Source organism: Methanobrevibacter sp. (genome assembly GCF_045120835.1).
GTDB lineage: Archaea > Methanobacteriota > Methanobacteria > Methanobacteriales > Methanobacteriaceae > Methanocatella.
In genome coordinates this window covers 18,438-33,022 of record NZ_JBGVFE010000079.1, presented here as the reverse complement: position 1 = coordinate 33,022, position 14,585 = coordinate 18,438, and the positions used below count along the sequence as shown (strand labels likewise).

Sequence of the window (14,585 nt, the reverse complement as noted above, 5' to 3'; positions counted from 1 at the left end):
GATATGATATTGTCGTAATCGGTTTTCCTGTATGGTGGTATACTGCACCTACAATCATCAACACATTCATTGAAAGTGCCGATTTGTCTGGAAAGACTATCAAGGCATTCTGTACCTCTGGTGGATCCAGAATCGATAAGTGAGTATCTGATTTGCAGGAATGTTGTCCTGAACTTAAATTTTCAAAAGGAATCAGGTTTATGGGTGATGTTTCAAAAGCAAAAGAATGGATAGAGGAATAATTTTCCTCTAAAATATTCTTTAAGCTTTGTATTGGTTTGAACTTGAATATGTTTGGCCGTTAACAGTTAAGGTGTATTCGCCATAGTCAATGCTGCCTTTAAGACTTAATGATGCAATGCTGCTGTCACCGGTTAAGGTCCAGCTTGAACCTTCATCAATGCTGACTGTTGTGTTTCCGGTAGAATTGATGGCTCCAGCGAATTGGGTATTTTTCATATTCCATGTTAAACTGCTGATGGAATCTACAATGACATTGCCCTTGATGTCTTCGTTATCTGTATTTAATTCACAGACTCCACCATTTGACCCGCTATTTCCCCATTGGTTTTGGCTTGAGGATTCTAGGAAAGTTCCGCTTCCAAAACTGCACTCTGTATTTTCAAGATTGATTACGCAGGCAGTGTTGGTAATATGAAACATTGGAGCTTCACTATAGACAGGAGAATCTTCAGCTATTGCTAATTTGGAGTCTTTGGCAGTAAATGTTGATGTTCCAACATCTGCATCACCACTCATGCTTTGATAGATAAATATTCCACCTAAATCAACATAAGTGTCTCCATCTTGTCTGTTACCTTGAGCGTAACCTGTCAATTCACTGTTTGTTAGTTCAATTGAGTTTTTGCCTTCAATGCATGCAATTTGTGAAACATATGCAGTGCCTTGAGTATTTTCACATGTGATGTTTCCTGTAGAGTAGATTAACGGTGAACCTCTGCCGTTGTCTTTGCTGACTCCTGTATTGATTTCGGAGTTTTTAACATGCACCTGGCCTTCGCCACGGTCGGTTGCAAGGGCGGCACAACTTTGGCCGTCAGTGTTGATGATTACATTTTCAGCATTGATTATACCGTTATAGGTCGCATCAAGACCTCTTGACTTGTCTGAATGTGTTGTTATCTTGACATTGCTGACTGTAGCTTCTGTGGTTCCCTCAACGCTACTCTCACTAGGATGACCTCCTCCGTTGCCTGTGGCTTTTGGGGGTTGTCCTCCAGTATCATTTCCCTGTACTTCGGGAGGTTGTCCTCCTTCTCCTCCGTTGCCTGTGGCTTCTGGTGGTTGTCCTCCGTTACCGTTTCCCTGTCCTGCACCTTCACCTGAATCGGTGCTTGAGGATGTTTTTTCGGCATTTGTTACAAAAATTCCGTTTGATCCTTTTGAATTTGTATTGATTTCAACATCCGAAATGTCCAAAGTACCGTTGGTATTTACTAAAATTGCAGAGTTTACTCCATAAAAGTCGGCATCATCACCGCTGGTTGCAGTATCGCCGGTTTTATTCAAAATGGAGTGGGATAATTTTAATGCACCTCCGTTTTTGACTATAATGGCATTTTCATCTGCATTATCTGTGTGATAAAATCCGTTACTTTCATCTAAACTTTTCGAGTCGACAACAATTGCTCCTCTGTCTTCCAGGGCATTTGCATCAATGCCGACGGAAGTGGTTTTTGAATTATTTGAACTTGAAAGAGCAAATGCGCAAGCACAAATTATTATTATGATTGCAATAATTGCAATTAAGTATTTTTTGTTCATGCAGATTAATAACTTTTAGATGATATTTAAATGTTTTGAATGTTTGATTTAAGATGAGTTTAATGGGAGGGGGTTGTTTTTCAGGAAATAAATGAATTGTGAACATTATTATTTTAGAAAAAAATTAACCTAGTAAATATTGTCATTAAAAATATTTAATCGGAGTGAAATTGTGAATAAAAAAATTCCCATGGGGTGAATAAATGGGAACATTAATTTGACCTATTTGTCTTTTTTTAGAAATTCTTTTAATTCATTATTCATTTTGGTGATGTCGATTGCTGTAACACTGCTGTCGTCCTCATCAATGCTATCTAACTTATTATCTTCATTAGAATTACTTTTCTCATCCTCAGTATAATGGACACCAACTATCAGGCCCAATACGGCAAGTAAAAATATGAGAAGTATTGCAGTATTTTTCAGATTCATAGTTATAATTTTATTTTTTTCATATATAAATTAATAGAAAAGTATTTCAATAACCATATTCATATAACTATTGAAAGCTTTAAATGAGGTGATAATATGAAAGGCTTTATTGTATTGATACTCGCTATTGTCGCAGCAATCGTCATTATTGGCGGCGTATCTGCAATTCATTTATTGAATGAAGCAGGAATTGATATTGGCGGAGATGATTCTGGTTCATTTGGCAATATTTTTGATAAAGTAAGTAATGTTGTAACTTCTGGAAGTTCAGATTCATCATCTGATGGTTCAGGAAATATAATTGACGAAATTGTAAGTGAAGAGGTCAAATATAATTCCCAAGAGGGTGGAGGATCTTATCGTGAAGTGACTTATAAGGATGGCGGATTCAGACAATATGACACTGATTCCGGCGAATTGATTGGTTCTTCATATGACTCTGATCAGGACAAACTGCCAAGTTTGGAATGAGAAAAATGATTTTCAAAGATATAGTGGCTCATTTCAATATTGAAGGGGATTTCCCAGAATACCTGTATGAGCAAACCTTCAATGAAGTTTTTCTTGATGGAAAATTATCTAAAAATGATAATGATTATGAAATAGTAGTTAAAACACGTCAGGATGTGATTCATCATATGTATTTAAAGCCCGGTGAGGATTATCCTCTGATTATCTTGTCTGAGCTTCCAACCGGTCTTTTAAATGGAATGAAATTCGGACAGAATAAGGGCGAAGAAATACCGATTAGCAAGTTATAACTACTATCCTTTTTTTTCTTTTAATGAAATGCATCGCTTTTAAGTTATGTTAAATAATCATTTTTTCAAAATATGCTTAGAGCATATTTTTGACAATTGCCAATACATGATGATGATTTTTTGTGATTTTCGATTTTTTGAAAGTGCCTAATATTGACTATTTTTATATAATATTAAATTCTAAAATTATATTATAATAATTTAATAATTTTGTTGATATCATGGACAAAAAAGAGTTAATTAACAGTGGAAAAGTGAAAAGCGTATTCACTACCGACAACGACGATGAAGTAATCATTGAGTTTAGAGATGATATGACTGCAGGTGACGGTGCAAGAAAAGAAGTAATGAGCAATAAAGGAGCATATAATGCCGTAATTTCCGCTAAAATATTTAAAGTTTTAGAAGAAAACGGCATTGCCACCCAATTCATTGACTTGCCTAAACCAAATGTCATGATTGCAAAAAAACTCGAAATGATTCCAATCGAGGTTATTGTAAGAAATATTGCAACAGGTAGTTTGGTTCGCAAATATCCAATTGCAGACGGCACCAGATTAGATCCGCCAATTGTACAGATGGATTTTAAGGCAGACGAATACCATGATCCGATGCTAAACGATTCTATTATTAAAGCATTAGGAATCGCCACCCAGGATGAAATCGATATCTTAACTGAAAAAGCTTTAAAAATCAATGATATTTTAACCAAATTCTTCAGTGATGCGGGAATTATATTGGTTGATTATAAGGTCGAGTTTGGTAAGGACAAAGATGGAAACATCCTTTTGGGTGATGAAATTTCGCCTGACGGATGCAGACTATGGGATAGTGAAACATTGGAAATGCTTGATAAGGAATTATTTAGAAAAGGAAAAGATGATGAAGTTATGGATGCTTATATAGAAGTGTATAATAGAATCCTTACAGATGAGGAAAAGGTGATTTAGATGTTATTTGATATTGAAGTTAAAATTTCTCTTAAAAGCGGTATGTTAAACCCTGAAGCCACTACAATTGAAAGGTCTTTGGAATTGCTTGGATATGAAGTTAAAAATGTTAAAACCAAAGAAATTCTCACATTCCAAATGGAAGGTGAAGATAGGGAAGTCATAAGGGCCAATGCTACCGATATGTGTGAAAGATTGCTCTGTAATCCTGTAATTCATGATTATAAAATTAATGTCATTCCACAAAACTCTGCATGTGGTAAATAGGTGTTGGATATGAAAATTGGAGTAATTAGATTCCCTGGAACTAATTGTGACCGTGATGTTGCACAGGCTTGCGAATTGGCAGGTCTCAATCCGGAATATGTCTGGTGGAATGAAGAAAAACTAACAGACTATGATGGCATTGTTATTCCTGGCGGATTTTCATATGGTGACTATTTGAGGGCAGGTGCAATGGCATCCATCACACCGGTTATCGATGGCATTAAGCAATTGGTAAAAGAAGAAAAACCAGTTTTGGGAATTTGTAATGGAGCACAGATTTTAGGTGAAATCGGACTGGTTCCGGGAATTTTCATCACAAATGAAAATCCTAAATTTAATTGTGAATGGTCCAAGTTGAAAGTTGCAACCAACAGGACTCCGTTTACAAAAGCATTTGAAAAGAATCAAATTATTGATTTGCCGATTGCTCATGCCGAAGGAAGATTTTACACTGAAGACATTGATTTGCTAAAAGACCAGGATCAAATCGTATTGCAATTTGAAGGCAAGAACCCTAACGGTTCAATGGAAGCTATTACAAGTGTCTGTGATGAATCAGGACTTGTATGTGCAATGATGCCTCACCCTGAAAGGGCATGTGAAGACATATTTGGTTCAGACGATGGTTTAAATTTCTTTAAAGGATTTTTATAAAGTGATAAAATGGTAGTTTATTTAATTGGTGCAGGACCTGGAGATGCTGATTTAATAACTCTTAAAGCTGTAAAAGCTCTAAATAAAGCTGATGTTGTATTATATGATTATTTGGCTAATGAAGAAATATTGGCTCATGCTCCGGATACTGCTGAAAGAATATATGTCGGTAAAAAGGCAGGGGAGCATTATAAAACTCAGGATGAGATCAATGAGTTAATCATTGACCAGGCCAAAAGCCATGAAAATGTTGTCAGGCTTAAAGGGGGAGACCCTTTTGTCTTTGGCCGTGGTGGAGAAGAGATATTGGCTTTAATGGAACATGATATCAAATTTGAAGTGATTCCAGGCGTAACTTCTGCTATTGGAGCACCAACTTCTCTTGGACTACCGGTAACTCACAGGGCAGTGGCAACATCCGTTACAATTGTAACTGGCCATGAAGATCCGACAAAAGCGGAAAGCCAGGTGCATTGGGATTATACTGCAGATACTTTAATCATTTTGATGGGTATAGGAAATATTAAAGAGAATACAACAGAAATAATGAAATATCGTTCAGCTGACACTCCGGTTTGTGCAGTTGAAAGTGGAACTCTACCGGATGAGAATCTCGTATTCGGCACTCTTGGAGATATTTCAGATAAGAAAATCAACACTCCTGCTATCCTGATTATTGGGGACGTTGTAAAAATGTATAAGGAAATTTACGATTATCAAAGGTGATTATATGTGCGGAATTGTCGGATGCATATTAAAGGAAGATAAAGACGTAGCGCCTATTCTTTTTGATTGCATTTCAAAATTAGAATATAGAGGATATGATTCCATAGGTTTGGCTACTTATTATGATGATAAATTACATATTAAGAAAGATAAAGGAAAAATAAATGAAGTTGACCAGAAATTAGATCTTACAGACATGCCTGGAAACTTCGGTATTGCCCATGTAAGGTGGGCAACACACGGGGATCCTTCAAAACTTAATTCCCATCCTCATGTTGATGAGGAAAATAATGTGGCAGTCGTCCACAATGGTATAATCGAAAACTACCTGGAGATTAAGGAAAAGTTAATTCTCGAGGGACATGTATTCAAATCAGACACTGACACTGAAGTCATTCCCCACCTGATTCAGAAGTTCATGGGGGAAAAATTCGATTTGGAGCATGCGGTTAGAAAAACAATTGATATAATCGAAGGAGCATATGCAATTGCAGCAATTTCTGTAAACGAACCTGACAAAATTGTTGCAACACGTAAGGACTCTCCGCTCATTGTTGGAATAGGTGAAGAGGGTTATTTTTTAGCTTCTGATTCTCCGGCTATTTTAAAGTATGCAAAAGATATCATTTATCCTGAAGAGGGGGAAATAGTCATTTTGGACAAGGACGGTGTTGTAGTTCATGATGAATTTGACAATGTGGTCAACAAGGAGATTGAAACTATTAATTGGACACCAGAAATGGCTGAAAAGGAAGGATATGAGCACTTCATGATTAAGGAAATCAATGAGCAGGCAACCGCAGTTAGAAACACCCTGACTCAAAAGGACAACATTCAAAATATCCTTGATGATATAGGTGATGTTCAAAGAATCTGCTTTGTCGCCTGTGGAACTTCTTACCATGCATCTTTAACCGGAAAATATTTAATCGAATCATTGGCGGGAATTCCAACCGATGTGATTCTTGCATCTGAATTTAAATATTCCGCTAAAACTTTAAATAAAAGGACTTTGGTCATATTCATTTCACAATCCGGTGAAACTGCAGATTCACTCAAGGCATTGGATGTCGCAAATCAGACATCAATAACTTTAGGTATTGTTAATGTGGCGGGATCTGCTATTACAAGAAGGGCCCAATATGTTATTCAAACTCAGGCGGGTCCTGAAATTGGGGTTGCTGCAACTAAAACCTATGTGGCCCAGTTAACCGCAATTTACCTATTTGCTGCATTGATTTCCAAGAATAATGAACTTCTAAAAGAACTTGACAATGTTCCTGACTTTATCGACGAGGCATTGGATAATGATTCATTGGTTCGTGAACTTTCAAGAAGATACAATTATGCAAGGGACTTTTTCTATCTGGGAAGAGGATACGGTTATCCTACCGCTTTGGAAGGGGCTTTAAAACTCAAGGAAATTACATATATTCATGGTGAAGGTTATGCTGCAGGTGAATTGAAACATGGGCCTTTGGCATTGATTGATGAAGGAATTCCTGTTGTGGTTGTAATTCCTCCGGGAGATAACTATAGAAAAACCATGAGCAATCTGGAAGAGGTCAAGTCTCGTGGTGCAAATGTATTGGCTATTGGATCGGATATGGATGAATCACTTAAGACAAAAGCTGATGCGGTTATTCCAATAAACTGTAAAGTCAAGGAGATTATTGCTCCATTGGTTTATATTGTGCCGTTGCAATTGATTGCTTATTACATTACTCTTGAAAAGGGTCATGACCCCGACAAGCCTAAAAACTTGGCAAAATGTGTAACAGTAGAATAATCCTATTCTACTTTTTATTTTTATTTTTAACTGCTTAAAATATTTTATTTTCTAATATCTATTTTTTATATTGTTGATTTCATGCTTTATCGTTTTTCAGATTAAATTTAATCTCATTGATTATTTTCATTTTACTATCCTATCGTTGTTAATTTAAAATTTTAAAAATATTGATTTCAATTAATATTCATCTTTTGTATTTAATTTCAATAATTTTAAGCTTTTAGTTATATTTATAAGATTTTATTGGTTTATTTTATTAAAATTAAGATTATTTGAACTCATTTTGAAAATCAAAAGCTTTTTATACATAAAGTGAAATACAATTAATACAAACAAATGTTAAATGGAGTTAACGTTATGTTTAATAAAAAAAGTAGTTTAGTTTTAATGGTCTTGGTATTCATGTTATCTTTGTGTGCAGTTTCTGCTGCAGATACAAATGTAACTGATGATATTGAGATTAGTGATGTAGATGAAGAACCCCCATCGGGAGATCTTGGTGATTTGTCTGCAAATGAAGTTTTTACTGCTTCTGATTCTTCTTGTGAAGAGTATACTTTAAGCAGTAATGATGTAAAAATGTATTATAAAGGTACAGCGAATTATGAAGTAGTTTTATCTCAGGGCAGTAATCCTGTTAGTGGCGAGTCTGTTGTAATCAATTTGAACGGTGTCACTTATAATAAGACTACTGATTCAAATGGAAAAGTTTCTGTTCCGTTAAATCTGAACACTGGTAGCTATGCTGTCAGTGCGGCTTATGGTAATTTAGTCAGCAATGACAATATTGATGTATTGCCGGTTATAACTGGCGGTAAAGATATTACCATGACATATAAAAGTTCAAATAAATATTCAGCAACATTTTTTGACAGCAATGGAAACCTATTGAAAAACACTGATGTTCATTTTAAACTGAATGGTAAAACATACACCAAAAAGACTAATTCAAATGGTGTGGCTTCTTTAGATTTGGATTTAAAGGTTGGTCAGTATACAATTTTTGCAATTCATCCTAACGGATATCAAATTTCAAATAAAATTGTAGTTACACATTCAGTTACAAGCGCTAACTTAAATAAGCATTTTCTAAGTTCTAAAAAATTTACCGCAACTTTCTATGGAAAAGACGGTAAGGTCCTTAAAAAGAAAAATATTAAGTTTAAATATAGGGGACAGACTTATACTAAAAAAACAAATAAGAAAGGTAAGGCTAGCATAAATATTATATCAACTCCTGGAAGTTATAAAATAAAGTCAATCAATCCGGTCACTGGGGAAACAGTAAAAAATACAATTAAAGTTTCACCTACGTTATATGCTGAGGACATGACTGCATTTACAGGAAAAAATTATAAATTTAAAGTAACCATGTATTATGGTGAAAATTTGGCCAATAACAAAAAACTCACAGTTTATGTTGATGGTGCAAAAAAATCCGTTAAGACTAACAGTAAAGGAGTTGCAACCGTTAAGTTTAAGTTAGATAAGGGAACCTATAATTTCAAGTCATTTGATCCATATACAGGTTATGTTCTAAATAAAAAGGTCAAAGTCAAATTGGCTTCCATCAAGGCGCATGATATCGGAGGTATTGAAAATGTGTCTTCAAGCTTTGAAGCTCAACTGTTAAAACAGAATGGTGAAGTCGCAAAAAATACTAAAATGCAGATTACTATTAATGGAGTTTCCCATATCGTCAAAACTGATTCAAAAGGTTTTGCAAGTGTCAATTTCAAATTCCCAGTTGGAAAATATAAGGTTGTCTGTAAGGATTTGAGCACCGGCTACGAAGTGACCTGCCAAATTTCCATTGTAAAGCTGAAATCTGGGGTTTCATATACTAAATATGGTGTTTCTGCAGACGGTAAAACTATTTTAGCCATTGGAAGACCATCAGCTCCCGGTGAAGAATCAAAATATGGTTATACATGGTATATGGCTGAATTTGAAAGAACATGCCCTTATTGTCATGGCCATAATTTATATTGGGATGTTTTCTGGGCAGGTGACGAAACAACTGAAACTGCGATTTTCCCGGCAACAGGCCGTAAGGAACCTGGAAGTACGGAAGGTATGATTTTCTGTTATGACTGTGACGCAGACTTTTCAGTGTTTGGTAATGAGCACATATATTCAAATGCAAAGCACTTGAACATGGTATCCGGCCCTGTAAAATCATCAAAAGAGGAAGCATATATTCTTAAAAGTGGAAATTATATAAAACTTTAATTTCCCATTTTAATTTTTTTTAATCTTTTTTTCATTTCAAGAATTCTGTTTCTTGTGTTATTTTCAATGTCCTGTTTTTTTGAGTATTTGTTTTCAACTTCAACTATATAGTGTGCTTCCTTAGAAGTTGTCGATGGGATGTTCATTTTTGCAAGATTTCGTTCGACACGTCTTTTTAATTTTTCATCGTCCATTTCCTGGCCTAAAAATATTGGGGTCTTTACAGCTGATGAGATTTTTGTTGTATGGCGTGCGGTGTGTCTTTCTTCACTTCTTCTGTTTAAAATTTCTTCACTTGAATTGTTTAGGTCGTAATCTCTGAAGGGTATTCCAACATCGGAAAGTGCAATCCTTATTTCATCATTTTTTGGAAGTGAATAGTCAAGCATTAATGGATTGGGGCTTGCAAGTGTTCCTCCCTGCATTCTTCCAAAAATGGGGCCGAGGCCTATGTAAAAGTCAGCGTCAATAAATCCTGCCCTGACTGGTGCTGAGGAGGTGTAGGTTGCAATTATCCCGTCATCTTTTATGATGCGTCTGAACTCCTTAAAGAATTCAACTGAAAATAATTCTGGAGCCATATTCTGGCTGAAGGGATCTAGGAATATTGCATCATATGTATCGTCTTTTAATTTCTGCACGGTTTTTCGAGCGTCTTCAATAAAGACATTGAGGGTGATGTTTTCAGGAATTTCTGTGGTTTCCAGACTTAAAGTCGCATAATCTGCGCCAATCAGTTCTTCTTCAATCGCCTTTTTGGTAATGTCATGTTCGGGAATTGGTGAAGGCACCAATAATCCGCATGCCAGTGTTGGAGCAGATATTTCAACCATATCAATTGTCAGATTTGCATTTGAATTTTTCATGAAATCAGCTATTGCTGCTGATGAATTGTAACCTAATCCGGCACATATGTCTAAAATTGAGATGTCTTTTGTGTAATCGAATTTCATAGGTTTGATAAATTTTTCAAATGACTCACTTATTGCCCCTGTAGATGTATGTAGGGTTTCAACTTTATGATTTATTTCACGTGAATTAATAGAATAGGATCCATCATCTGTTAAAACAAAATAATCTTTGTAAGTATCAAAAAAATCGAGTCTGCTTTCATTATTTCGACCACTTCTTTCTTCATCGAAAAGTTCATTAATCAAATCAAAGATATCATCATTAATTATTCTGGCATTGTTTTCATAACTCATTTTAATCTAGTGATATTTAGGTGCTGAAACTTTAAATATTTGCTTATGTCTAATAATTATTTTGAGTAGGTGATGAACATATAATTGAATTGTGTATTTTTTGTTTCCAATAATGTTGTCAAAAATTTTGAAAAATTCACTTGCACTATAAAAAGTGATATTTTTTGTATAAGGTTTCTGAATTTGTTTAATCTATCTATTTCACTTTTTATTTGCTAAAAATCTTTAAAATTATTTGTGATGTATTTATATTAATATTAAACGTTATTTATTGTGTAATTTAATAATAACTTGGATGCACATCCTAAAAATTGGCTTGAAATAATTTTCTCATTAATGATTTTAAGTTCATGATTATATTCTTTAAATATTTATTTTTTCCCGATTATGGTGCTTTTTTAGAAAATAAAGAGGTTTTGCATCTAATTATATAGAAATTAATGATAATTGTCATGTTTTTTTAAGTTTTTTACCTTTAAAATTAAATTCGATTTTAAGCTCTAATTTTCAAATTAAAACTTTTATCCGGGTTGTTTTTGATTAAAATGGCTTAAACTATCCTTATCTATTTTCATGAACATGAAATCTTTTAAATTATTCTCTAATAATTTTTTTCAAATTTATATTATTTTTGACTTATTTTAACAAAAACAGATGGAAAATGCTTATTTTATAGTTTAGGAATTTTTATGAGTTTTTCTAATTTCTGTTCTTTTTTATTCTTAATGTCTATTAATTGATAATATTTATATTAATAAAGCCAAATATTATTATATTTTATTTAAAATAGCTATATTTAACAATGTTTAATCTAATTAAGGCTCAACCAATCAGATTTGATATTGTGGGGTCTTAACATCTTGAGTTTAAATTCATTTGATTTCAACTTAAATGGGCCGATTTGGGCTTGTTTAAGTCATTTAATTTCTTGCCTAAAAATGCTTATTTTTCTTATTTTTTTCATATTTTTGTCTATTTTTTGATAAAAACATTTATATATGAGTTATTTTATAATAATAACTGTCAATCTCAAGTATTGTATTAATTTGAAAAAATTTCAGCAATAATTTTTTACAATATTTTGGGGTTGGTGAAAAGCGAGAGACCAATATTGTCTGTCGCTTAGTTTATCTTATGGAAGATAAACAGATGGGACGGAATTTGATCTTTAGAGGTCAATTTCCATAATGAACAAAACTCATTTGGAATTCTCCACTTATGAGAATAATGAGAAGTAAATTAATGGTTAATGCTTGAAAAATTGCCAAAAGTTCATGATGATCATGATGATGGCATAGTTGATGGCAAGGCCATATAGATTTTGATTTCACTGGTAGAGTAGGACTCCTCAAAATATGCCTAAATTTCAATTCTCCAATGAAATAAATCGTTTACAAATTCCTAGTTAAGATATGTTCCTATTAATGGAGATGATGGCTTTGAATTCCATTTCAAAGTTTGAGTGATATTGTCTCAGGTTAGTAGGATTTGAATTTCACACCTAAAACAAATGTAAATGGAAGGATTCTATACCAAAACACTGAAAATCCCTCTTTTAGTGTTTTATGGGTAAACGGACAGTGGTAAAAATTCACTGAATTACTACCAAGTGAAAAAACACGAAAAATCTATTAAAAACTTAATAACACTCCCTAAAAAACAAAAAAGAAGATGGAAAAAACAAGTTCATTAGGTTAAAATCAACTTAACCTCCCATTTTTCTTTTTTTTAACTTTTTTTTGAGCAAAATTTATATAACTTTTAATTTAAATCTTATTTTAAGTAATTATATAAGGTTAAATAAATGTTTGAGATAAAAGCAAAAGATGGAAAAGGCCGTGTTGGTGTTTTGAAAACAAAACATGGTGACGTAAAGACTCCTGCATTAATGCCGGTTATTCATCCTCGAAAACAGGTAATAGATGTTGGCAAATACGGTGCGGATATAGTAATCACTAATGCTTACTTGATTTATAAAGATGAAGAGCTGAAGAAAAAGGCCATAGATGAAGGGCTGCACAAACTGATTAATTTTGACGGTCCGATAATGACAGATTCCGGATCTTTCCAGTTATCTGTCTATGGGGATGTTGAGATAACAAACAAGGAAGTCATTGAATTTCAGGAATTAATCAAAAGCGACATCGGAACAAGTCTGGACATTCCAACAGCCCCTTTTGTCGAAAGAGAAAAAGCGGAAAGCGACATGGAAATAACACTTGAACGTGCTCGTGAGGCTGTTGAATTCAAAAAACAAAACAATATCGAAATGCTTTTGAATTCCGTAGTTCAGGGATCCACATTTCTTGACTTGAGACGGGAATGTGCAAGGGAACTGTCAAAATTAAATGCCGATTTATATCCGATTGGTGCTGTCGTTCCATTGATGGAATCCTATCATTACAAGGACCTCGTTGATGTGGTAATGAACTCGATGAAGGAGCTTTCAGATACAGTTCCCCGCCATCTGATGGGGGCAGGTCACCCAATGATATTTGCATTGTGTGTTGCGTTGGGGTGTGATCTGTTTGATTCGGCGGCTTATATTTTGTATGCCGAAGACGACAGGCTTCTGTCAACTAGAGGTACTTTCAAGCTTGAAAATCTCCAGGAAATGCCTTGTTCATGTGAAGTATGTACCAATTATACTCCAGATGATTTGAGGGCAATGCCTAAGGAAAAAAGACGGGATTTGATTGCTCAGCATAATCTACATGTCTCATTTGCAGAGCTAAGGTTAATCCGGCAAGCCATCTATGACGGAAATCTGATGGAATTGGTCGAGGAGAGGTGCCGTGCTCACCCGGCATTGCTTGAAGCCCAAAGGCAGCTTGGAAACTACACTGCAGATTTGGAAAAGTATGACCCAAGAAGTAAAAAGTCAGCATTCTTCTACACTGGCCCCGAATCACTTTCAAGGCCGGAAGTCCTAAGGCATATGCAGAAATTACGTCAGATGCCTAAGAAACGTGACCTGATAATTCTTCCTCCAAGCAGAAAGCCATATTCCAAATTCATTTCAGGCAAACTTGGCGAATTTTACGTTCACGGCAATAAACAGGAAATTGACTTGGACAATGCTGACTTTATGGTGCTGGATATTCCATTCGGATTGATACCTCTTGAAATTGATGAAGTGTATCCATTAAGCCAGAATGATGCTCCAAAAACACGCGATGTGGACAGCATTGAGTTCATTGAAGATTTCATCACAGAATTTGTTGAGTATTATGACCAGGTTCTAATACATTCACGGGCTGTTAGGGACCTGGATATGGACTTGTCCAAATACGATTTGTCAGAAGACATAAGATACAGGAAGGATGATGTCAAAAAAATCAGAGCCATTGCAGATTATCAGTTTGGAGTTGGCGCTGGAGAATCGTTGTTTAAAGGCAACATCAACATTGAAAAAAGTAAAAAGACAGGTAAAATCAGACATATCTATGATGGAAAGGTCTTGCTTGTAAATATGAGGGCTTCAGATTCCTATCTGATATTGTCAAAGGAGGGTGCAAGAAGACTTCACGATGCATTGCCTTATCCGCAAAATAGGGTTGTTGTAAACAAGGACTCAGAACCATTTGCACTTGATGGAAAAAGCGTATTCTGTAAATTCGTTGTTGAATGTGATGAAAATATCCGTGCAAAGGATGAGGTCCTGATTGTAAATGAGCAGGATGAGCTTCTAGCCTATGGAAAGGCGTTGCTTGGTGCCTGTGAAATAGAGCAGTTTGAAACTGGACAGGCTATCAAAACCCGTAAGGGAATGAAGAAGTGA

At 34.8% G+C, this 14,585-nt stretch carries 13 protein-coding genes; 10 read left to right on the top strand and 3 right to left on the bottom strand.

Translation table 11 applies throughout. The annotated features are described in order from the left end of the window. Window positions 1-8 precede the first annotated feature (8 nt). The gene (locus ACJMLO_RS07310; RefSeq protein WP_405295392.1) at window positions 9-143 is read left to right on the top strand and encodes a flavodoxin; all 135 of its coding nucleotides are present in this window, start codon (window positions 9-11) and stop codon (window positions 141-143) included. Window positions 144-261: 118 nt separating this feature from the next. Here the strand turns inward: ACJMLO_RS07310 and ACJMLO_RS07305 are convergent, their stop codons facing one another. Together ACJMLO_RS07305 and ACJMLO_RS07300 are read right to left on the bottom strand one after the other, a co-directional pair. Continuing rightward, window positions 262-1,785, bottom strand: coding sequence for a hypothetical protein (locus ACJMLO_RS07305; RefSeq protein WP_405295388.1), 1,524 nt, complete (start codon window positions 1,783-1,785; stop codon window positions 262-264). A gap of 222 nt (window positions 1,786-2,007) precedes the next feature. After that, window positions 2,008-2,217: a hypothetical protein gene (locus tag ACJMLO_RS07300; protein WP_405295387.1), complete on the bottom strand. Its 210-nt coding sequence runs from the start codon at window positions 2,215-2,217 to the stop codon at window positions 2,008-2,010. A gap of 96 nt (window positions 2,218-2,313) precedes the next feature. Here ACJMLO_RS07300 and ACJMLO_RS07295 point away from each other — a divergent pair, with 96 nt between their 5' ends. The 8 genes from ACJMLO_RS07295 to ACJMLO_RS07260 all read left to right on the top strand — a co-directional run bounded on the left by ACJMLO_RS07295 (window position 2,314) and on the right by ACJMLO_RS07260 (window position 9,599). Further along, window positions 2,314-2,688, top strand: a complete 375-nt coding sequence (locus ACJMLO_RS07295; RefSeq protein WP_405295385.1) for a flagellar protein, FliL — start codon at window positions 2,314-2,316, stop codon at window positions 2,686-2,688. Between the two features lie 5 nt (window positions 2,689-2,693). Continuing rightward, on the top strand, window positions 2,694-2,978 hold the full coding sequence (locus ACJMLO_RS07290; protein ID WP_405295383.1) for a hypothetical protein: 285 nt from the start codon (window positions 2,694-2,696) through the stop codon (window positions 2,976-2,978). 221 nt (window positions 2,979-3,199) lie between these two features. Continuing rightward, complete coding sequence (gene purC, locus ACJMLO_RS07285; protein ID WP_405295381.1) at window positions 3,200-3,928, top strand: phosphoribosylaminoimidazolesuccinocarboxamide synthase; 729 nt, start codon at window positions 3,200-3,202, stop codon at window positions 3,926-3,928. After that, entirely contained in the window at window positions 3,929-4,195 is a 267-nt protein-coding gene (gene purS, locus ACJMLO_RS07280) for a phosphoribosylformylglycinamidine synthase subunit PurS (protein ID WP_405295379.1), read from the top strand. A 9-nt stretch (window positions 4,196-4,204) separates the two neighbouring features. Continuing rightward, window positions 4,205-4,849, top strand: coding sequence for a phosphoribosylformylglycinamidine synthase subunit PurQ (gene purQ, locus ACJMLO_RS07275; protein WP_405295377.1), 645 nt, complete (start codon window positions 4,205-4,207; stop codon window positions 4,847-4,849). A 9-nt stretch (window positions 4,850-4,858) separates the two neighbouring features. Then, window positions 4,859-5,575 (top strand): uroporphyrinogen-III C-methyltransferase, encoded by a 717-nt coding sequence (cobA, locus tag ACJMLO_RS07270; RefSeq protein WP_405295375.1) that lies wholly within the window; start codon window positions 4,859-4,861, stop codon window positions 5,573-5,575. Between the two features lie 4 nt (window positions 5,576-5,579). After that, on the top strand, window positions 5,580-7,364 hold the full coding sequence (glmS, locus tag ACJMLO_RS07265) for a glutamine--fructose-6-phosphate transaminase (isomerizing) (protein WP_405295373.1): 1,785 nt from the start codon (window positions 5,580-5,582) through the stop codon (window positions 7,362-7,364). Window positions 7,365-7,724: 360 nt separating this feature from the next. Continuing rightward, entirely contained in the window at window positions 7,725-9,599 is a 1,875-nt protein-coding gene (locus ACJMLO_RS07260; RefSeq protein ID WP_405295371.1) for a hypothetical protein, read from the top strand. On the opposite strand, the gene ACJMLO_RS07255 is transcribed toward ACJMLO_RS07260, so the two are convergent. Further along, window positions 9,596-10,804 carry an MnmC family methyltransferase gene (locus ACJMLO_RS07255; protein WP_405295369.1) on the bottom strand — a complete coding sequence of 403 codons (1,209 nt, stop codon included), beginning with the start codon at window positions 10,802-10,804 and terminating at the stop codon, window positions 9,596-9,598. The two genes, ACJMLO_RS07260 and ACJMLO_RS07255, sit on opposite strands and share 4 nt — an antisense overlap. A gap of 1,804 nt (window positions 10,805-12,608) precedes the next feature. On the opposite strand from ACJMLO_RS07255, the gene tgtA reads away from it, so the two are divergent. Continuing rightward, window positions 12,609-14,585 carry a tRNA guanosine(15) transglycosylase TgtA gene (gene tgtA / locus ACJMLO_RS07250; RefSeq protein ID WP_405295367.1) on the top strand — a complete coding sequence of 659 codons (1,977 nt, stop codon included), beginning with the start codon at window positions 12,609-12,611 and terminating at the stop codon, window positions 14,583-14,585.

Bases quoted from the DNA above. Each gene is read 5' to 3' on its own strand.
- ACJMLO_RS07305 (WP_405295388.1), bottom strand. From the start codon at position 1,785: ATGAACAAAAAATACTTAATTGCAATTATTGCAATCATAATAATAATT.
- ACJMLO_RS07300 (WP_405295387.1), bottom strand. From the start codon at position 2,217: ATGAATCTGAAAAATACTGCAATACTTCTCATATTTTTACTTGCCGTA.
- ACJMLO_RS07295 (WP_405295385.1), top strand. From the start codon at position 2,314: ATGAAAGGCTTTATTGTATTGATACTCGCTATTGTCGCAGCAATCGTC.
- ACJMLO_RS07290 (WP_405295383.1), top strand. From the start codon at position 2,694: ATGATTTTCAAAGATATAGTGGCTCATTTCAATATTGAAGGGGATTTC.
- purC (WP_405295381.1), top strand. From the start codon at position 3,200: ATGGACAAAAAAGAGTTAATTAACAGTGGAAAAGTGAAAAGCGTATTC.
- purS (WP_405295379.1), top strand. From the start codon at position 3,929: ATGTTATTTGATATTGAAGTTAAAATTTCTCTTAAAAGCGGTATGTTA.
- purQ (WP_405295377.1), top strand. From the start codon at position 4,205: ATGAAAATTGGAGTAATTAGATTCCCTGGAACTAATTGTGACCGTGAT.
- cobA (WP_405295375.1), top strand. From the start codon at position 4,859: ATGGTAGTTTATTTAATTGGTGCAGGACCTGGAGATGCTGATTTAATA.
- glmS (WP_405295373.1), top strand. From the start codon at position 5,580: ATGTGCGGAATTGTCGGATGCATATTAAAGGAAGATAAAGACGTAGCG.
- ACJMLO_RS07260 (WP_405295371.1), top strand. From the start codon at position 7,725: ATGTTTAATAAAAAAAGTAGTTTAGTTTTAATGGTCTTGGTATTCATG.
- ACJMLO_RS07255 (WP_405295369.1), bottom strand. From the start codon at position 10,804: ATGAGTTATGAAAACAATGCCAGAATAATTAATGATGATATCTTTGAT.
- tgtA (WP_405295367.1), top strand. From the start codon at position 12,609: ATGTTTGAGATAAAAGCAAAAGATGGAAAAGGCCGTGTTGGTGTTTTG.